The 18,285-nt window shown below is 57.6% G+C and carries 19 protein-coding genes and 1 tRNA gene; 18 read left to right on the top strand and 2 right to left on the bottom strand.

The genetic code is table 11. The features are described from left to right. The 13 genes from OS035_RS02770 to OS035_RS02710 all read left to right on the top strand — a co-directional run bounded on the left by OS035_RS02770 (position 1) and on the right by OS035_RS02710 (position 11,691). Positions 1-1,071, top strand: a complete 1,071-nt coding sequence (locus OS035_RS02770) for a radical SAM/SPASM domain-containing protein (protein ID WP_097623943.1) — start codon at positions 1-3, stop codon at positions 1,069-1,071. An 83-nt stretch (positions 1,072-1,154) separates the two neighbouring features. Continuing rightward, positions 1,155-2,171, top strand: coding sequence for an N-acetylneuraminate synthase family protein (locus tag OS035_RS02765; protein ID WP_097623944.1), 1,017 nt, complete (start codon positions 1,155-1,157; stop codon positions 2,169-2,171). Beyond that, positions 2,168-2,845: a cytidylyltransferase domain-containing protein gene (locus OS035_RS02760; RefSeq protein ID WP_097623945.1), complete on the top strand. Its 678-nt coding sequence runs from the start codon at positions 2,168-2,170 to the stop codon at positions 2,843-2,845. The genes OS035_RS02765 and OS035_RS02760 overlap by 4 nt, the downstream gene beginning before the upstream one ends. Then, a complete protein-coding gene (locus OS035_RS02755) occupies positions 2,827-3,792 on the top strand; it encodes a PseG/SpsG family protein (RefSeq protein WP_097623946.1) in 966 nt (321 codons plus the stop codon). The genes OS035_RS02760 and OS035_RS02755 overlap by 19 nt, the downstream gene beginning before the upstream one ends. Then, a complete protein-coding gene (locus OS035_RS02750; protein ID WP_097623947.1) occupies positions 3,789-4,490 on the top strand; it encodes a WbqC family protein in 702 nt (233 codons plus the stop codon). The genes OS035_RS02755 and OS035_RS02750 overlap by 4 nt, the downstream gene beginning before the upstream one ends. Next, positions 4,487-5,119 (top strand): PIG-L deacetylase family protein, encoded by a 633-nt coding sequence (locus OS035_RS02745; RefSeq protein WP_003556714.1) that lies wholly within the window; start codon positions 4,487-4,489, stop codon positions 5,117-5,119. Before OS035_RS02750 ends, OS035_RS02745 begins: the two co-directional genes overlap by 4 nt. Further along, positions 5,104-5,970 carry a hypothetical protein gene (locus OS035_RS02740; protein ID WP_165503917.1) on the top strand — a complete coding sequence of 289 codons (867 nt, stop codon included), beginning with the start codon at positions 5,104-5,106 and terminating at the stop codon, positions 5,968-5,970. Before OS035_RS02745 ends, OS035_RS02740 begins: the two co-directional genes overlap by 16 nt. Continuing rightward, positions 5,967-6,881, top strand: a complete 915-nt coding sequence (locus OS035_RS02735; protein WP_097623948.1) for a TIGR04325 family methyltransferase — start codon at positions 5,967-5,969, stop codon at positions 6,879-6,881. The genes OS035_RS02740 and OS035_RS02735 overlap by 4 nt, the downstream gene beginning before the upstream one ends. A 3-nt stretch (positions 6,882-6,884) precedes the next feature. Next, positions 6,885-7,763: a glycosyltransferase family 2 protein gene (locus tag OS035_RS02730; RefSeq protein WP_097623949.1), complete on the top strand. Its 879-nt coding sequence runs from the start codon at positions 6,885-6,887 to the stop codon at positions 7,761-7,763. Continuing rightward, complete coding sequence (locus OS035_RS02725; RefSeq protein WP_097623950.1) at positions 7,760-8,767, top strand: class I SAM-dependent methyltransferase; 1,008 nt, start codon at positions 7,760-7,762, stop codon at positions 8,765-8,767. The genes OS035_RS02730 and OS035_RS02725 overlap by 4 nt, the downstream gene beginning before the upstream one ends. A 10-nt stretch (positions 8,768-8,777) precedes the next feature. Then, entirely contained in the window at positions 8,778-9,911 is a 1,134-nt protein-coding gene (locus OS035_RS02720) for a CgeB family protein (RefSeq protein ID WP_097623951.1), read from the top strand. Further along, positions 9,911-10,723, top strand: coding sequence for a class I SAM-dependent methyltransferase (locus OS035_RS02715; protein WP_331813349.1), 813 nt, complete (start codon positions 9,911-9,913; stop codon positions 10,721-10,723). Before OS035_RS02720 ends, OS035_RS02715 begins: the two co-directional genes overlap by 1 nt. Continuing rightward, the gene (locus tag OS035_RS02710; RefSeq protein ID WP_310806855.1) at positions 10,720-11,691 is read left to right on the top strand and encodes a hypothetical protein; all 972 of its coding nucleotides are present in this window, start codon (positions 10,720-10,722) and stop codon (positions 11,689-11,691) included. Before OS035_RS02715 ends, OS035_RS02710 begins: the two co-directional genes overlap by 4 nt. A 40-nt stretch (positions 11,692-11,731) precedes the next feature. Here the strand turns inward: OS035_RS02710 and rfbB are convergent, their stop codons facing one another. Continuing rightward, entirely contained in the window at positions 11,732-12,787 is a 1,056-nt protein-coding gene (rfbB, locus tag OS035_RS02705; RefSeq protein ID WP_331813348.1) for a dTDP-glucose 4,6-dehydratase, read from the bottom strand. Positions 12,788-12,970: 183 nt separating this feature from the next. On the opposite strand from rfbB, the gene gmd reads away from it, so the two are divergent. Both gmd and fcl read left to right on the top strand, forming a co-directional pair. Next, positions 12,971-14,032 carry a GDP-mannose 4,6-dehydratase gene (gene gmd, locus OS035_RS02700; protein ID WP_331813347.1) on the top strand — a complete coding sequence of 354 codons (1,062 nt, stop codon included), beginning with the start codon at positions 12,971-12,973 and terminating at the stop codon, positions 14,030-14,032. After that, entirely contained in the window at positions 14,033-14,983 is a 951-nt protein-coding gene (gene fcl, locus OS035_RS02695) for a GDP-L-fucose synthase (protein WP_331813346.1), read from the top strand. 232 nt (positions 14,984-15,215) lie between these two features. Here fcl and OS035_RS02690 read toward each other — a convergent pair. Further along, positions 15,216-15,289 (bottom strand) — tRNA-Gln (locus OS035_RS02690). A 244-nt stretch (positions 15,290-15,533) separates the two neighbouring features. Here OS035_RS02690 and OS035_RS02685 point away from each other — a divergent pair. Genes OS035_RS02685 through OS035_RS02675 form a run of 3 tightly spaced genes read left to right on the top strand, consistent with a single transcriptional unit; the run spans position 15,534 to position 18,264 of the window. Next, positions 15,534-17,096: a Ppx/GppA phosphatase family protein gene (locus OS035_RS02685; protein ID WP_331813345.1), complete on the top strand. Its 1,563-nt coding sequence runs from the start codon at positions 15,534-15,536 to the stop codon at positions 17,094-17,096. A 9-nt stretch (positions 17,097-17,105) separates the two neighbouring features. After that, positions 17,106-17,825 (top strand): RlmE family RNA methyltransferase, encoded by a 720-nt coding sequence (locus OS035_RS02680; RefSeq protein WP_331813344.1) that lies wholly within the window; start codon positions 17,106-17,108, stop codon positions 17,823-17,825. Positions 17,826-17,880: 55 nt separating this feature from the next. After that, positions 17,881-18,264 carry a VOC family protein gene (locus tag OS035_RS02675; protein ID WP_097623957.1) on the top strand — a complete coding sequence of 128 codons (384 nt, stop codon included), beginning with the start codon at positions 17,881-17,883 and terminating at the stop codon, positions 18,262-18,264. Positions 18,265-18,285: the final 21 nt, after the last annotated feature.

Genomic DNA, 18,285 nt, shown 5'->3' with positions numbered 1-18,285 from the left:
TTGAACGAGCGTTACGTTCCGATCAACAAAGGCAACTACTCGATGGACACGGACGAGCGCGAAGCCGCGTTCGACAGATACCGTGGCGAGGGTTGGGAAGCCGAATACGCAGATTACCGTCGCAAGTGGTCGGAATATGCCCTGAACCAGCAGGTTTCGGATTATCCGCTGCTGGTCGATCTCGAGCTGGCGTCGATCTGCAACCTGCGCTGCCCGATGTGCTATACGATCAGCGATGAGTTCAAGAAGAGCGTCAACACCACTCGGATGGACTGGGACCTCTACTGCCGCATCATCGATGAGATCGGCGGCAAGGTTCCTGCGATCCGTCTGTCGCTGCGCGGCGAAGCCACGCTGCACAAGCGCTTCGCCGATTGCGTACGCTATGCCAAGGATCACGGCATCAAAGAAGTCTCGACCCTCACGCACGGCTTCAAGCTCAACAGAGACTATTTCGCCCAGCTCGTCGATGCCGGCATCGACTGGATTACCGTTTCGATCGATGGCACCGGTGAGACCTATGAGAAGATACGCAAGCCGATCAAGTTCCAAGCCCTGCTCGACAAGATCAAAGACATAAAGAAATACAAGGACGAGCGCGGTCTCCACCGTCCTGTCATCAAGGTGCAGGGCATCTGGCCGGCGATCCGGGAAAACCCCGATCTCTATTACGACACTTTCGCGCCGCACGTGGATCTCGTCGCCTTCAATCCGCTGATCGACTACCTCGGCAACGATTCAGACATCGCCTATCTCGACAACTTCACCTGCCCGCAGCAATACCAGCGTTTGGTGATCGGTGCCGACGGCTTGGTGATGAAGTGCTCGAACGATGAGGAGAACCGCGAGGTTATCGGCAATGCGAACACCGAAACCGTGCACCAGATATGGCACGGGGAAAAAATGAACGCCGTCCGGGCTCTGCACAAGGAACCGCAGGGCTTCCTGAAGAGCGAGGTCTGCCGCAGGTGCTACCTGCCGAGAGAGACCAACGACGAAACCGCACAGATTTGCGGCAGGCAGGTCATTGTCCGGAATTACGTCGACCGGAACCAGGAAATCGGGCGATAATCGACCGCAATGTGCGCATACTCCTAGGGCATGCCATCAGCGCGCAAGGCAGCTTGCCGGTCGTGAATTACAGGGAGTGACGAATGTTCCGCAACTACCGGCCCGATCGCTGCTATATCATAGCCGAGATCGGCGGCAACTTTACGACGTTCGATCAGGCAAAGCGCCTGATCGACGAGGCAAAGGCGTCAGGCGTGGATGCCGTCAAGCTTCAGACCTATCGGGCCGAAACATTGTCGAGCCGGAATGCCATGTTCGACATGGAAAACACCGGCGTTACCTCGCAATTCGAGCTTTTCCGTAAATATGAAATCGGTCACGAGCTTCACGAAGCGGTTTTCCGCTATGCCGAGGAGCAAGCCCTGGACTGGTTTTCGTCTCCCTCGCATGAGACGGATGTCGACCTGCTGGAGAGATGCGGTGTTGGGGCCCACAAGGTGGGTTCGGACGATGCGGTCAACATCCCCTTTCTCCGCTATCTTGCAAGAACGGGCAAGCCGATCATCCTGTCGACGGGCATGTCGACGCTCGAAGAAGTTCGGGAATCCGTCGCAGCCATCAAGGAAGCCGGCAACGACAAGCTCATCCTGCTGCACGCCATCACAAGCTATCCGACGCATCCGGAAAATGTGAACCTGGGTGCGATGCAAACGATGATGAAGGCGTTTCCGGATCTCGATGTTGGCTATTCCGACCATACATTGAACCCTGTCGCGAGCCTTTGCGCGGTCGCGATGGGCGCCCGGGTCATCGAGCGGCATTTCACCTACGACAAAGCCGCCGATGGTCCCGATCACATGCTTTCGGCTGATCCAGCGGAAATGAAATGGCTTGTGGATGCGATACGCGCATTCGAGATCATGAAAGGCAGCGGTCGCAAAGAGCCGGCTGCAAGTGAGGCGACGACCAGATTGAACAACCGCAAGAGCGTCGTTCTCAATAGACGGCTCAAAGCCGGTGACGTCATTTCCGCCGGCGACATTTCGGTTAAGCGACCGGGGACGGGAATCGAGCCTAAGCATTTGGAAACTCTCACTGGGCGACGACTGCTAAGAGATCTCGAAGGCGACGCCGTCCTCCAGTGGAGCGATCTGGCGTGACGCTTGGAATCATCATCCAGGCGCGGATGGGATCGACGCGGCTACCGGGAAAAGTCCTTCGCGACATTGCCGGCAAGCCCCTTCTCGCACATGTCCTTGGCAGGCTTCAGATGTTGAAGCGGCCGGCCAAGATCGTCGTCGCGACATCATCGGCCGGCGAGAACGACATTGTCGAAGCTTGGTGCCTCGAGCACGGCGTAAGCTGCTTTCGCGGCGACGAAGCCGATGTTCTCGATCGTTATTTCCAATGTGCAAGATCGCTTGGGATGTCGGATATCGTGCGATTGACCGCCGATAATCCGTTCACTGATATCGAGGAGCTGGAGAGGCTGATCGCCCTGCACCAAAAGCACGGGTTTGACTACACGCACGCGTTCGGACAACTGCCCATCGGTGTCGGCGCCGAGATATTTACATTCGAAGCCTTGTCGCGCAGTCATCGCGACGGGAAACTGCCGCACCATCGCGAACATGTGAACGAATACTTCACCGATCGGCCCGAGCTCTTCAAGCTCGGTCAGCTCGATATTCCGCCGGCCAAAGTCGCTCCGAACCTGCGTCTGACGGTGGATACCGAGGAAGACTGGCGACGTGCCTGTGCGCTCGCCGCCCAGGCGGGTGGGACCTGGCTTGGGACAGAGGAAGCGATCAGACTATGTTCGTCCTCTGCATAGAGAGTTCGCATGCCCGCGGCATGGGGCATTTGTTTCGGTCGTTGACGCTCGCCACCGAACTGCGTTCGCGCGGGTATTCGGTCCGTTTCCTGGCGAATAATCATCCGAATTCGCTGAGAATCATTCGGGAGCGCGGCTTTGATGTCGCGCTCTACGATCTCGCCGCCGTCACGGGATGGGAAGAGGCTTTCGTCGACCCCGCCGTTCCTTCCCCGATCTGGATCAACGACCGCCTCAATACGAGAAGACCTCACAGCGAAACGATCAAGCGTTTGGGCGCCAAGCTCGTGACTTTTGATGATCGCGGCAATGGCGCAGAACTTGCCGACATGAATATCTGCGCGCTCCTTTTCGAAAAGACGGAGGATCTGAAGGGCGAGGATGTTCGGCTGGGGGTGGAGTACATGATACTCAATCCTGAAATCGCCAGGTATCGCAGAGTTCGGCAAAGCCTTGCATCGATACTCGTCACGCTCGGAGGCGCCGATACCTACGGAGTGACGGTGCGCGTCGCCAAATGGCTGAGCGGCAAGCCTTTTCCAGTCACCATCGTCACGGGCCCGAGCTTCCAGCATATGGCGGAGCTTGAAGAAGTCGTCTCGACCGCAGAGCCGGATCGGTTCAAGCTGTTGAACCAGGTGCCGTCGCTTGCGGCAGAGATGTATGGGCACGATCTGGCGATTACCGGCGGTGGCGTTACGCCCTTCGAAGCCTGTGCGGCCGGCCTGCCGTGCGTGGTGATCGCCAACGAGGCTTTCGAAATCCCGGTCGGCCGTGCTCTGGAAGGATTGGGGGCCGCGTTCTTTGCCGGACATCACTCGGCATTCGATCTGGGCATCCTGGAAGAGGCGCTTCCCATCAGGAGCATGAGCGAGACTGCCATGACCAGGGTCGACCTCGGCGGCGTAGGGCGTGTTGCCGATTTGCTGGAAAGATTGGCTGCATGACCATCACGGCGGTTATTCATCAGCCGGACTTCGCTTCATATCTCGGCTTTTTTCAGCGTTTCCTGAACGCTGACCTCTATATCGTTCTGGATCACGTCCAGTTCGTCCATGGCACAAGCAAAAGCTGGACGCACCGCGATAAGATCAAGACCGCGCAAGGTGACCGGTGGCTCACCGTCGGAATCAAAAAGCCGAGTCTCGGCACTCCGATTAACGAGGTGGAACTGGCGCCGGGCACCGGATGGATCGATCAGAACCTTTCCCTGCTTCGCGAAAATTATCGCAAGTCCGGGGGCTGGAGCGAAGTCTTTCCCTGTATCGAGGCCCTCTACGGCCAGCGGTTCGAGCTGTTGGCCGATTTCAACATGCATTTCCTCGAAGGCATTCTGGAGATGCTTGAGATCACCATGCCGACGGTGCGGTCGAGCACTTTAAGCCCCAAGGGGCATAAGAATGAGTTGCTCGTCGAACTGCTGCGCAAAGTCGGAGCAACGCGTTACCTCTCAGGCCTGGGCGCGCGCGACTACATGCGGCCTGAGGTGTTCGAGGCAGCGGGGGTCGAGATCGAATGGCAACATTTCGTCCATCCCGTATACCCGCAGCCTTTCGGCGAGTTCATGCCCTATCTCAGCATCCTCGACACACTGCTGAATTGTGGTATTGCAGGCACGCGTGACCTGCTCTGGAGTTGCAAATGAATATTCTCGCGATCGGTGCCCATTTTGACGACGTGGAGCTCGGCTGTGGCGGTGCACTGGCACGCCATGCGGCAAACGGCGACACGGTTTATGTCTATGTTGCAACCGTATCCGGCTTTTCCAACCAATATGATCAGTCCGTGCGCAGCAGCCAGGTCGCCAGGGCGGAAGCGGATGCTGCGATGGAAATTCTCGGCGTCCACAAGATGTTTTGCGGCGAGTTCAAAACGCTCCAGATCGAATTCGTCGATCCGCTGAATATCGAGATCCTCAAGCTGGTGCAGGATCTGAAGATCGACATGGTCTACACCCACTGGGTCGGAGATATCCACCATGACCATCTGGCCTTGTCGCGCGCCTCGCTGCATAGCTGCCGCCATGTGCCGCGCCTACTGATGTACCGCAGCAACTGGTATCACTCGACGGTCGATTTCCGGGGGAATTTCTACGTCGATATTACCTCCCACTGGGACCAGAAGGAAAAGGCGATCCTTGCCCATGAATCCGAGATGGAGCGTACAGGGCGGAAATGGGTGAGCTTCTTCCGCAATGAAGCGGAAAACGCCGGCCAGCGCATCGGTGTAAAATATGCCGAAGTGTTTGAGGTGGTGAAGTGGCTGCAGCCCTGAGAAAGGTTTTGACCTTTGGCTCCATGCTGCTTCCCTATGGTGTGCATGAGTTAAGGCGCAGGCTAAGTAGTCGTCACAAAATCTCTGCTGATGTTGCGAGATCCCTGGCAGGAAATCGACAGCTTGCCGGTCTGCACGCCGGCCAACGCTGTTTCATCTTAGGAAATGGCCCGAGCGTCAAGGGCTTGGATCTGTCGCGGCTTCAAGGCCAAAACGTTATCACCGTTTCCAACGGCTACCTGCATTCCGATTTTGACAAGTTCCAATCTCGTTATCATTGTGTTCCGCAGATTACCTATGGATTAATGACATCCGAGGACGTGATCCGCTGGTTTGAGGAGATGCACTCACATCTGGGAGCTGCGGAACTGTTCCTCAGCTCCACGGAAGCGGAACTCGTGCGGAAACACAATCTGTTTGCAGGGCGAACGGTTCGCTATCTGCTGCTGGGCGAAAGCTTCGACGATAAGCGATCGGACGAAATCGTCGATATTTCTCGACCGGTGCCGCGTGTCGAGTCGGTGCCGGTGATGGCCCTGATGATAGCGATGTACCTGGGTTTCAAGGAGATCATTCTGCTCGGCGTCGACCATGATCATTTCCTGTCATCGAGCTACCAATATGCGTTCGACCTCAAGGTCCAAAAGGGCATGGATAGCACCGCGAATGCGGACGGCACCTTGAGAACGAACCGTCACGATGACTTTCAAACGCTGGCGCGGCTGTGGCGACAATATCGAGCCATCGCAAACATAGCGAAAGCGAATGGCATCTGTATCGTCAATTCTACACCCGGTGGGGCGCTGGACGAATTTGACCGACGGCCTTTCGAAGCTTGGTTTGAAGAATGAGGCAGATTAATTTTTCGCTCCCGGGAATTCATTGTTTGCTTGAGGTCACGCGGGAATCGCCGCAAGCCCGCGAACAGGACGTTTTGAGCGAATTTCGGCGTCACAACGTCGTTTTCGACGGGCCTCACAACGATTGGCGCTCGGCACTGGCTGCTGCAGATGGATATGACGCGCCGGCTATTCTTGCCAAAGTTGTTGAAGCGACACGTGCAGTTGTTCAGGGTCGTGCCGAATATGAGCGAGACACGGTCGTTTTCACGGAAAGAAGCTATTCGCACCCCCTGCTTGCCTGGCTTCTTTATGTTGCATCCCGGTCTGATCTTCATTTGAGGGTGGTCGATTTTGGGGGCGCGTTGGGAAGTTCTTATTTTCAGCACCGCTCGGCATTGGCGCATCTTGCGGAACTGAAATGGTGCGTCGTCGAGCAGCCGCATTTTGTGATCGCGGGCCGAACGGAATTTGAAGATGCGCGGTTGAGCTTTTCCGACAGTCTGGATGAGGCGATTGATCGGGTGAAGCCCAATGTCGTTCTGCTGTCCGGCGTTCTCCAATATCTTGAATACCCTCTTGAATATCTTGAAAATCTTCTGTCGAAGGGCGTCAAGTTCATACTGATTGACAGGACAGCAGCGCAGTTCGATATCGCAGCCACACCTTTCGTGCAGCATGTGCCCGCGTGGATCTACAGCGCGAGCTACCCGGTATGGTTCTTGAACGCGGATGAAATGCAGGACGGCTTTGCCAGGCATGGATATGAGGTGCTGGATCGTTTCCAGCCGGCCGGGACATTTGGCTCAGTGACGCCGCCGCCCTTGCAAGAACTGAAGCGTTGGGGCATTGGCGTTACACCAGCGCCTCAGCAGCACGAATGGCCGTATGTTGGCTGGTTTCTCGAGAAGCTGGAAAGCTAGCGAATGCGCGTGAACGTCATTATCCCGGTTTTCAACCGCCTTGAACATACCCGTAAGGTTTTGGAAGCTCTTCGGAAGCAGACCGTCTTTGACGCCATGACGATCGTCATCGTCAACGACGGTTCGACCGATGGAACCGCAAAATACCTGCAATCGCAGAGCGATCTGACCGAAATCCGAGGCGACGGTAATCTCTGGTGGGGCGGCGCCATCGAGGAAGGACTGAAACATGTGCTTCCCGGCTGCCGACCGGACGACTATGTCCTGTTTCTCAACAATGATACCTGGTTTGGCGACAATTTTGTTGAAGCGCTGGTGCAGGCATCCAAAGAAAACGGCGGAGCCGCGGTCGGAAGCGTCATCCATGAAGAGGGGCGGGATCCACCGCTTGTCAGTATTGGGGCAAGGGTCAACATCAATCGGCTTGCTGTCTGGGATCTGCTTTCGGAATTGAGCGAAACGGAAAAACAGTCGCCCGCCCGCCAGTATCGTGTTGATGCACTGAGTGGCCGGGGAACGCTTTACCCGGCGATCCTGTTTCGCAGACATGGTGGTATGCGACCGAACCTGTTGCCGCACTACATGGCCGACTACGAAATCGCCATGCGCTTTGCGCGTGCGGGAGTGCCTCTGGTTGTCAGCAGCAAGGCAATCGTCTATTCGCCTCCGGTATATGGAAACGACGCGTCCAGCCTTTCGTGGCGAAAGCGGTTGTTTGGCAGGCGTTCGGCGCACAACGTGTTTCAGCGTCTTATTTTTTACTCGCTTGTCGGGTCACCGGTGCAACGCATAACTGCGCCGATCCGTATGGCGTATTTCTCCTGCAGCCGCGCGTTTTCAACGTGGAGGTCATTGGCGAAACGGAAGGAAGGAACGATATGAGCGGCGGCCAGCACCAGCAGTGCATCGCGTGCGGATCGAAGATGCGAACCTTTATCGAGCGCATCAGTGATGATCGATACGGCTGCCCCGGCGTCTACTCGATAGACCGCTGCGTTTCTTGCGGCCACATGTCGACTGCGCCACGGCTGACGGAAGAGGATCTGCCGGCGCTCTACAGCAATTATTATCCCCGCCGGGAGATCGATTTTGATGCGCTTGAAAAAGAGGCCGCTCTTGTCGAGAAACCTCTTGCCGGATTCCGCCGGTGGGCTGCCGGCACCGACAACCAGGGGCATTATCTCGCCAAGCCGGGGCAGAAAGTCCTGGATATCGGCTGTGGCTCCTGCCTCTCTCTGTTGGAGATGCAAAAGCTCGGCGTGGAATGCTGGGGTGTGGAGGCTGATCCGAACGTTCGGACAATTGCCGAAAAATATGGCTTACGCGTTCATATCGGCAACATCTATGACGTGCCGTTCGCAGATCAGAAATTTGATCTGATCGTGCTGAACCAGGTCATCGAACATGTGCCCGATCCGCTTGCGATGCTGGCGGCCCTCAAGGGCCGTCTCAATGAAGACGGACGCGTCATATTGGCTTTCCCGAATACCGGTTCCTTTCATCGCAAGCTCTGGAAGTTGCGTTGGATAAACTGGCACATTCCGTACCATCAGAACCATTTCAACCGAACCTCCTTCACGTTGCTTGCGCGAAAATCCGGTTACGATGTCAAGCGCATCAGGACGATCACTCCCAATTTGTGGTCGGTGCTCCAACTGCGAACCTCGCAGGAGCAGCGGCAGGAGGGAAGGGCCTCCAATACCTGGTCGGAAAGCGGCAGTTCTCAGAAGCCCCCGAGCTTTGTTCGAAAGCTCCGCAATGTCACCGTTACGCGCGGCGCACGCCTTGCCGGCGCCATGATGGGCTTTATGAACCGGGCTCTGGATGCAACGGGGCAGGGCGATAGTCTCCTGGTCGAACTCCGGCTCTCCGCGACAGAGAACTAGGATCAGCGTCATGCGGATTGCCGTATTCGATACCTACTATTCCCGATTCCTGACGATGCATTATCATCGCAATCGGGATTTGAGGTCCGCCTCCTCCCAAAAGCAGACGGACGCTCTGCTTGAGGCTGCTTTCGGCACGTCCGATTTCTACTCGCGCCACCTGAAAGAGCTCGGCTGCGATGTCATCGATATCGTCGGCAATTGCGTTCCGCTGCAATCGGCCTGGGCGCGGGAGAACAACGAACCATTCAGCCCATGGGCGATGAAACTGCCGCATCGTTTTTTTAGGCTGCCTTATATCGGTGCGCGCCTGGCAGCGCTCCCCGGCCTGCTGGAAGTCGCAATGGCGCGGGTTCGATCATTCAAGCCGGACGTCCTTTATTGTCAGGATCTCAGTTTTTTTCCGCCTCATGCTCTGATGGGGTTGAAAAAGACTGTGCCTTTGATCGTCGGCCAAATCGCTTGTCCCCTGCCGCCAGACAACTTTCTGCGGCCCTATGACCTCATTCTGACCTCCTTCCCACATTTCGTACCTCGTTTTCATGAAATGGGCATAAAATCCGAATATTTCAGGATCGGCTTCGATACCCGGGTGCTCGATATCCTCGGCGATGTCCCACGCGACGTGCCGGTGAGTTTCGTTGGCGGCATAAGCCGTCATCATGGCAAGGCGATCCCGATGCTCGAACATCTCGCCGAAACCACGCCGATACAGTTTTTCGGCTATGGTGCGGCGACACTTCCACGCTCATCTCCCATTCGAAAGCGTCATAATGGGGAGGTCTGGGGTCCGGATATGTACCGCGCTCTGGCGCGCAGCCGGATCACCGTCAACCGACATATCAATGTTGCCGAGAGCAATGCCAACAACATGCGGCTTTATGAGGCGACCGGTGTCGGATCGCTGCTCATTACCGACCAAAAAGACAATCTCGGTGAGATTTTCGACGTCGGCAAGGAGGTCGTTGCCTATTCCAGTCCTGAGGAAGCCGCGGAACTCATCCGCTATTATATAGATCATCCCGACGAGGCCGATGCCATCGCGAAGGCTGGCCAGGCGAGGACGCTGAAAGATCACACCTACAAGTCGAGAATGAAAGAGTTGATGCCGATCCTCGAGAGACATCTGGAGAATCAGGGTTGATGTCATTTGTTCGTACGACTCTCAACCGCTTTCCGGTATTGAAGAGCCAGCTGAAGCGATTGCGTGAACGGCTGCAGCCGGCTGCATCGGTATCGTCCCACTACGTCGAGATCGATTCAGCTCGGCGAGACAGCGAAAGCTCGCGCCTAGCTGCAGCGTGGAAAGCGAATGATCTGCCTGCACGCCAGAGAGCGCTCGTCGAGCGCCAGTTGAAGGAATATCGCGGCGGTGCTTCCATCGATGTATTCGATGTCTTTACCGCTGCGCTGCGTAAGATCGACAATCTTCCGGCGGCCGGTTCGTTGCTCGAAATCGGTTGCTCCAGCGGATATTACTCCGAAGTGCTTGAGGTAAATGGCCTGCCGTTTCGGTATCACGGCTGCGATTATTCCGATGCCTTCATCGAGATGGCGCGCCGCATCTATCCGGCACTGTCGTTCGATGTGGAGGATGCAACACGGCTCAGCTATCAGGACAATGCTTATGATGTTGTGGTTTCGGGATGCTGTCTGCTGCATATCGCCGACTATGAAGCGGCGATTGCAGAAAGCGCCCGCGTCGCCAAAGACTACGTCATCTTTCACCGCACTCCCATTGTCTACGGTGAACCCACCAAGTATTTCCGCAAGCAGGCCTATGGCGTCGAGACCATGGAAATCCATTTTTCCGAGCCGGAGCTATTGGATAGCTTTCGGGTTCACGGCCTCGAAGTCCTGGCGACCTTCACGCTGAATGAGAATGCGGACCCGCGTGAAAGCAGCAAGGGCAATGCAAGCCGCACCTATTTGTGCAGGAAACAATCTCAATCATGACGACCTACTTCTGTACCCTTTTCGACAGCGGCTATCTCATCAAGGGCATGGCTATGATGGAGAGCCTCGTCCAGTGGTGCCCAGACGCGCATATTTTTGTGCTCTGCATGGATCAGCAGGCGCAGGAGATACTGACCGCCTCCAACAGGTCCTACATCAGCTGCATCGCGCTTGCCGACCTGGAGACGCCGGAACTCCTGGAGGCCAAGAAATCGCGCGGCGTCGCCGAATATTGCTGGACCTTGTCTCCCTGCCTGCCGACCTTCGTGCTGCAGCATCACCCGGAAATCGATTTCATCACCTATCTCGACTCGGATCTGCTGTTCTATTCGCCGATCCAACCCATCTTCGATGAAATCGGCGATAATTCCATCGCGATTATCGAACATCGTTTTGCCCCGCGGCTGCAGGACAGGGAGGTGAACGGTCGCTTTTGTGTGGAATGGGTGAGTTTCCGACGCGACGAGGAGGGAATGCGCTGCCTGGACCGCTGGCGCGAGCAATGCATCGAATGGTGTTACTACCGCCTCGAAGACGGCAAGATGGGCGACCAGAAATATTTGGACGAATGGCCGGATCTCTATCTGCATTGCCACATCATCGAACATCCGGGCGCCGGCGTTGCCCCCTGGAATTACGAGAAACTGCATTTTACGCAGGATGCGTCCGGTCAGATCGAGGTCGACGGCTCACCTCTGATCTTCTATCACTTCCATCAGTTCCAGCTGCTGGCCAATGGCGATTTCAATCGACTGTCGACATTCTACACCTCCGTCTGCGAGGAACCGGTCGTTGCTTACGAAGCTTACGAGCGTGCGCTGATGCGAGCGCTGGATGCGATCAGGACTATTTCGCCGGGCTTTTCCGGCGGCCTACGTCCTGTTCGTGCCGTGGCGCTCCGCAGATGGGTGCAGCGTCATGTACCCCTGCCGATCAAACGGTTCCTCCACCGTTTCATCAGATATTGAGGTCACCTTGGCGGGCGCGAGAAATCTGGCGTCCTCCAACCTATTGGTATTGACGGTCGAGCCATTGGCGGTAGTTGCCGCTCGTGACGTTTTCTATCCAGACTTCATTGGCAAGATACCATTCGACGGTCTTGCGGATGCCCGTATCGAATGTCTCACTTGGGCGCCAGTTCAGTTCCCGCTCGATTTTGGCCGCATCGATGGCGTACCGGCGATCATGGCCGGGGCGGTCGCGCACGAAAGTCATCTGCGACGTATAGCTTGCCCGGTCGGCCCGTGGCCTCAATTCATCAAGGATCCCGCAGAGCGTATTGACCACCGACAGGTTCGTCAGTTCGTTCCTGCCGCCGACATTGTAGGTTTCCCCGGCTTTTCCAGCCTCCAGAACGCGTCGGATCGCGCTGCAATGATCCTTGACGAAAAGCCAGTCGCGTACCTGCATTCCGTCCCCGTAGATCGGAATCTGTTTGCCCGAGAGGGCATTGTGGATGACCAGGGGAATAAGCTTCTCGGGAAAATGATAGGGGCCGTAGTTGTTCGAACAGTTCGTCGTCAGCACCGGTAAGCCGTAGGTGTGATGATAGGCGCGAACCAGATGATCGCTGGCCGCCTTGCTCGCGGAATAAGGGCTGTTTGGTTCGTACTTGCGATCTTCACTAAAGGCGGCTTCCAGGGGTGCGAGCGAACCGTAGACCTCGTCCGTCGACACATGGAGAAAACGAAAGCTTTCCAGGAAGGTTTCATCCTGCAAGGCAAGAAATCCGCGGATGGCCTCCAACAGGCGAAACGTGCCGACGATATTCGTCTGGATAAATTCTTCGGGCCCGTGGATCGATCGGTCGACGTGGCTTTCGGCGGCGAAATTCAGGACCGCACGGGGGCTATGGGACCGGAGCAGTCCCGCAACGAGATCGTAATCCGCGATGCTGCCTTTGACAAAGAGATGGCGCGGGTCGTTCCAGACGGAGGCCAGATTCTCCAGATTGCCGGCATAGGTCAGCACATCGAGATTGACGATCGGTTCATCATGAAGCGCAAGCCAATCGAGCACGAAATTCGCACCGATGAAACCAGCTCCCCCCGTCACGAGGATCATATTTTCTCCCTTGGAGTTCTGACAGTATGGAGTGTTCTAGTCTCATCGTGCCGATCTCACGTCAACCGAAGAGATCGAGCATGCTTATTTCGCTGGCCAGGCCGCGGTCACATGGGGGTTGCGCTAGTTCGGCCGTTTCCATAAACACGTCCCGAAGATTGTATCGAAAGACGATGTGAAAAAATGACAAAAACCGCGCTGATTACTGGGGTGACTGGTCAGGATGGTGCCTATCTGGCCGAATTGCTTCTGAGCAAGGGCTATACGGTGCATGGTATCAAGCGCCGGTCATCGTCTTTCAATACCGGCCGTATCGAGCATATTTACCAGGATCCGCACGAGGCGCATCCACGCTTCATTCTGCACTATGGCGATATGATCGACTCGACCAACCTCCTGCGGATCGTGCAGCAGACGCAGCCCGATGAAATCTACAATCTTGCCGCCCAGAGCCATGTCGGCGTCAGCTTCGAAACGCCTGAATATACGGCGGATGCCGATGGTATCGGGACGCTGAGGCTGCTCGAGGCGATCCGTATCCTGCGGCTCGAGGAAAAGACCCGGTTCTACCAGGCATCGACCTCGGAACTCTACGGTCTTGTGCAGGAAGTGCCGCAGAGCGAGAAGACGCCGTTTTACCCGCGTTCTCCCTATGCCGCAGCCAAGCTCTATGCCTACTGGATCGTGGTGAATTATCGCGAAGCCTATGGCATGCATGCGTCGAACGGCATTCTTTTCAATCACGAAAGCCCGCGTCGCGGCGAGACCTTCGTCACGCGCAAGATCACGATGGCCGTAGCCGCCATCCATCTCGGCCTTCAGGATAAGCTCTTCCTCGGCAATCTTGACGCCAAGCGCGACTGGGGTCATGCACGTGAGTATGTTGAAGGCATGTGGCGCATGCTGCAGCAAGACAAGCCGGATGACTATGTCTTGGCGACAGGCGAGACAACGAGTGTCCGCCAGTTTGTCGAATGGGCGTTTGCAGACGTCGGTATTGCTTTGGAATGGAAGGGTTCCGGCGTAGACGAAAAGGGTTATGATTCCGCGTCCGGTGCGTGCCTCGTGGAAGTCGATCCTCGGTATTTCCGCCCGACGGAAGTCGATCTTCTGCTGGGTGACCCGACCAAGGCGCGCCAGAAGCTGGGCTGGCAGCACAAGACCCCGGTTCGCGAACTCGCCGCCGAAATGGTGCGCGAGGATGTCAAGCACTGGAAGGCGCAAAACAGCCGGAAAGAGATCTAAGTGTACGACTTGTCCAACAAGAAGATTTGGGTTGCTGGTCATCGCGGTATGGTCGGCAGTGCTCTTGTGCGCAGGCTTCAATCCGAAGATTGCAGCGTCATCACGGCCACGCGCCGTGAGGTCGATTTGAAGCGGCAGGACGAGGTCGAGAAATTTGTTGAAGCAAACCGACCCGACGCGATCATTCTCGCCGCTGCCAAGGTTGGCGGTATCCTCGCCAATGACAGTTATCCGGCAGAATTCATCTATGACAATCTGATTATCGAAGCGAACGTCTTCGAAGCCGCCCACCAGGGGGGAGTGGACCGGCTGCTGTTCCTGGGTTCAAGCTGCATTTATCCGAAGCTCGCTCCACAGCCGATTCCCGAAGAGGCTCTCTTGACCGGTGCACTCGAGCCGACCAACGAATGGTACGCGATCGCCAAGATCGCCGGTATTAAGCTCGCGGAAGCCTATCGTAAGCAATACGGCCGCGATTATATTTCGGCCATGCCGACCAATCTTTATGGCCCGGGCGACAATTTCGACCTGACATCCAGCCATGTGCTGCCTGCGCTTATCCGCAAGGCGCACGCTGCGAAACTTCGCAAAGACCCGCATATGGTGGTGTGGGGCACCGGAACCCCGCGCCGCGAATTTCTGCACGTCGATGACTGCGCCGACGCGCTGGTGTTTCTTCTCAAGACATATTCGGGCTCGCAGCACGTCAACGTCGGCTCGGGGACGGATCTCGAAATTATCGAATTGACGCGGTTGGTCTGCCGCGTTGTCGGTTATGAGGGTGAGATCATTCATGATCTTTCCAAGCCCGATGGTACGCCGCGAAAGCTGATGAGCAATCAGAAGCTGCAGGACATGGGTTGGAAGCCGCGCATCTCGCTTGAGGATGGCATCCGAGCCACTTATGCTTGGTTCCTGGAGTTCGAGAATACGTCCGACCCAGCGGTCTGATATCAGGCAAACCAGCATTTATCCCCGCGACGATCTTTGCGACACAGACGGTGTCGCAGGGCTGGTGCCTGGGCAACATGCCAGTGATAAGATCGCCGCTATGCCGTCTGGGTGATCAGCCCGTTGACGGAAGCACCTTTCCTGTCAATTTCCCGAGCCGTTCGAACACGGCAACCCGCTCGGGAAATCGTCGCCGCCTGGATTCAACAAATGTTTGATCAGTGAAATTGTTTGGCTGGGGAACCTGGACTCGAACCAAGATTAACGGAGTCAGAGTCCGTCGTTCTACCATTGAACTATTCCCCAGCAGTCGCCGCCGAAGCATGGCTTGGCTGCTGTGCGGCGCTTATAACCAAAAGCGGGCGGATTGCAAATACCCGTTTTGAAAAAATTCGGTGCTGCCGCGAAGCGGTGAAAGGATCCCCAAATCCCGCTCACAAAAAAGAATTTGGTGATTTTGGCGGGCGCTGATATTCTTGCCGCAACGCAAAAATCGAACGAGCGCCTGCTGCATACCTCAGGGAGTTGCGCGGCGCGGTGGAAAAACAACGTGGAAGACCCCGAAGGCGGCGCAAAGCCGCAATTTGACGGGGCGTCGGCGGCAGGGCGCAAGGACGGCAAGAAGTCCAGGCGCCGCAAGGGCAAGCGTGGCGGGCAATCCCGCAGCGCGGCTCATCCCGCTTCGCATGAGCTTTCCGGCAATGCCGGGCAGTCTGCGCGCCCGATGGAAGATGCGGCCGGAAGTCCGGCCCGCAAGCGAAAGCGTCGCCGCCGTGGCGGCCAAGGCGCTGCGCAGGACGGTTCATCTCATCCCCAAGCGATGGAACAGGCGAGAGCGGCAAGCAATGCTGCCCGGGCCGAAGGCGAGCAGACGCCGAGCCGGCGTAACCGCCGCAAACATCGCGGCAAGCGCGGTCTTCAGGGCCGGCCGCTGACGGCGGCAAAACCTTCCCCGCCGCAGCAGGAGAGCCGCGCCGAAGAGACCGTGCAGCGCGCCGAGTCGCGCGAGGCGCAGAACAGCGCAAATGCCGGCGGCAGGGGGCGCCAGGATGGTCATATCAATTCCGGTTATCCAGGGGATCGCCAGGCCGGCGAACATGCGTGGCCGGACGAACTCTACGCCGCTCTCGATCTCGGCACCAACAATTGCCGTCTCCTGATCGCCCAGCCGACCCGCCCGGGGCAATTCCGGGTGGTCGACGCCTTCTCCCGCATCGTGCGCCTTGGCGAAGGCCTGGCGGCCAGCGGCCGTCTGTCCGACGAGGCGATGGAAAGGGCGATCGAAGCGCTGAGGATCTGCGCCTCCAAGCTCAGAAACCGGGAGATCCGCCGCATGCGGTTGATCGCCACCGAAGCCTGCCGCCAGGCGGTCAATGGTGAGGAATTCCTCGCCCGGGTCGTTGCCGAAACCGGCCTGGCGCTCGAGATCATCGATCGAGAGACCGAAGCGCGGCTCGCCGTCTCCGGCTGCTCCTCGCTGGTCGGGCGTGAAACCCGCTCCGTCGTGCTCTTCGATATTGGCGGCGGCTCGTCGGAGATCGCCGTCATTCGCATCGGCGACAATCGCTACAGCCGGCTGGCCAATCACATCACCCACTGGACATCGCTGCCGGTCGGCGTCGTGACGCTGTCGGAGCGTCATGGCGGGCGCGACGTCACGCCGGAAGCTTTCGAAGGCATGGTGCGCGAAGTTGGCGGCATGCTCGAAGGCTTCGATTGCCCGGAGATCGAGGTCGCCCAGACCGGCGATTTCCATCTGATCGGCACATCGGGCACGGTGACGACGCTTGCCGGCGTCCATCTCGACCTGCCGCGTTATGACCGGCGCAAGGTCGACGGCATTTGGCTGTCCGACGACGAGGTCTCCGCTATGCAGGCAAAGCTGCTCTCCTGGAATTTCGAAAGCCGTGCCGCCAATCCCTGCATCGGGCCGGATCGGGCCGATCTGGTACTCGCCGGCTGCGCCATCCTCGAGGCGATCCGCCGCCGCTGGCCGAGCCCGCGCATGCGGGTCGCCGATCGCGGCTTGAGGGAAGGCCTGCTCACCGACATGATGGCCGATGACGGCGTGTGGCGACGCAACCGCAACCGCCGCGGCCAGCGTGCTAGATAAGGAGAACGCATGACCAAGGCACCGATCGCGGGAAACCGCACCGGCCGCAAGCTCGGCCAGCGCGTCAAGAACAAGAAGATGAAGGCATCCTCCCGCCAATGGCTGCAGCGCCACATCAACGATCCCTATGTGCAGCGCGCCCAGCTGGAGGGCTATCGCGCCCGCGCCGCCTTCAAGCTCTTGGAGATCGACGAGAAGCACCATATCCTGCGCGGCGCCAAGCGCATCATCGATCTGGGTGCGGCACCCGGCAGCTGGTCGCAGATCGCCGCCAAGGTCACCGGCTCGACGGACGAGGATATCCGTGTGGCCGCGATCGATTTTCTCGAAATGGCACAGCTGCCCGGCGTCAAGATCCTGCAGCTCGATTTCCTCGATCCCACTGCGCCGGAAAAGCTGCTGGAAGCCGTCGGCGGCACGCCCGATCTCGTCATCTCCGACATGGCAGCACCGACCACCGGCCACCACCGCACCGACCATTTGCGCACCATGCATCTCTGCGAAGTCGCGGCGCAATTTGCCGTCGAGGTATTGGGGGAGGGCGGACATTTCCTCACCAAGACCTTCCAGGGCGGTACCGAGCGTGAGCTGCTCGCTATGCTGAAGAAGAACTTCCGCCAGGTCGTTCATGTCAAGCCGAATGCCTCACGCGCCGAATCGGTCGAGATGTTTTTGCTGGCCAAGGGCTTCAAGGGGCGCAAGGTCGAAGGCGACGCTGAGAAAGCTTGATCTTCAGCCGGTCCGGACCGATGATGACGGTCTCAAGAGTTGAACTGCTGATCCCATGCTTCTGTACATCACGCTCGGAACCAACGACCTTTATCGCGCAGGACAGTTTTATGATGCCGTGCTGCCGCTGCTCGGCTATCGCCGCCAGCACTATTCGGAAGAGGAAATCGGCTATTCCGCCGACAGCGATACGCGCTGCCGCTTCTGGGTGGTGACGCCCTTCAATCGCCGCCGGGCGACATCAGGCAACGGCGCCATGGTCGCGCTCGCGGCGGAAACCCGGGCGTCCGTCGATGCTTTCCATGCGGCTGCGATTGCGGCAGGCGGCGTCGATGAAGGCGGGCCGGGCCTTCGCCCCTACCACGCCCATTTCTATGCCGCTTATGTGCGCGATCTCGACGGCAACAAGCTCTCTGCCGTTTGCGAAAATCCGGAATAATACGACAGCGCCGCGTGTCCT

This window comes from Rhizobium sp. 268, from assembly GCF_036571585.1.
Classification (GTDB): Bacteria; Pseudomonadota; Alphaproteobacteria; order Rhizobiales; family Rhizobiaceae; genus Rhizobium; species Rhizobium redzepovicii.
Note: the sequence above shows the minus strand (reverse complement) of the source record. Positions and strands in the feature narration are given on the sequence as shown.

Coding starts and splice junctions, on each gene's coding strand:
- OS035_RS02730 (WP_097623949.1), top strand. CDS start 6,885: ATGCGCGTGAACGTCATTATCCCGGTTTTCAACCGCCTTGAACATACC.
- OS035_RS02755 (WP_097623946.1), top strand. CDS start 2,827: ATGTTCGTCCTCTGCATAGAGAGTTCGCATGCCCGCGGCATGGGGCAT.
- OS035_RS02765 (WP_097623944.1), top strand. CDS start 1,155: ATGTTCCGCAACTACCGGCCCGATCGCTGCTATATCATAGCCGAGATC.
- rfbB (WP_331813348.1), bottom strand. CDS start 12,787: ATGATCCTCGTGACGGGGGGAGCTGGTTTCATCGGTGCGAATTTCGTG.
- OS035_RS02750 (WP_097623947.1), top strand. CDS start 3,789: ATGACCATCACGGCGGTTATTCATCAGCCGGACTTCGCTTCATATCTC.
- OS035_RS02720 (WP_097623951.1), top strand. CDS start 8,778: ATGCGGATTGCCGTATTCGATACCTACTATTCCCGATTCCTGACGATG.
- OS035_RS02745 (WP_003556714.1), top strand. CDS start 4,487: ATGAATATTCTCGCGATCGGTGCCCATTTTGACGACGTGGAGCTCGGC.
- gmd (WP_331813347.1), top strand. CDS start 12,971: ATGACAAAAACCGCGCTGATTACTGGGGTGACTGGTCAGGATGGTGCC.
- OS035_RS02725 (WP_097623950.1), top strand. CDS start 7,760: ATGAGCGGCGGCCAGCACCAGCAGTGCATCGCGTGCGGATCGAAGATG.
- OS035_RS02715 (WP_331813349.1), top strand. CDS start 9,911: ATGTCATTTGTTCGTACGACTCTCAACCGCTTTCCGGTATTGAAGAGC.
- OS035_RS02735 (WP_097623948.1), top strand. CDS start 5,967: ATGAGGCAGATTAATTTTTCGCTCCCGGGAATTCATTGTTTGCTTGAG.
- OS035_RS02710 (WP_310806855.1), top strand. CDS start 10,720: ATGACGACCTACTTCTGTACCCTTTTCGACAGCGGCTATCTCATCAAG.
- OS035_RS02675 (WP_097623957.1), top strand. CDS start 17,881: ATGCTTCTGTACATCACGCTCGGAACCAACGACCTTTATCGCGCAGGA.
- OS035_RS02680 (WP_331813344.1), top strand. CDS start 17,106: ATGACCAAGGCACCGATCGCGGGAAACCGCACCGGCCGCAAGCTCGGC.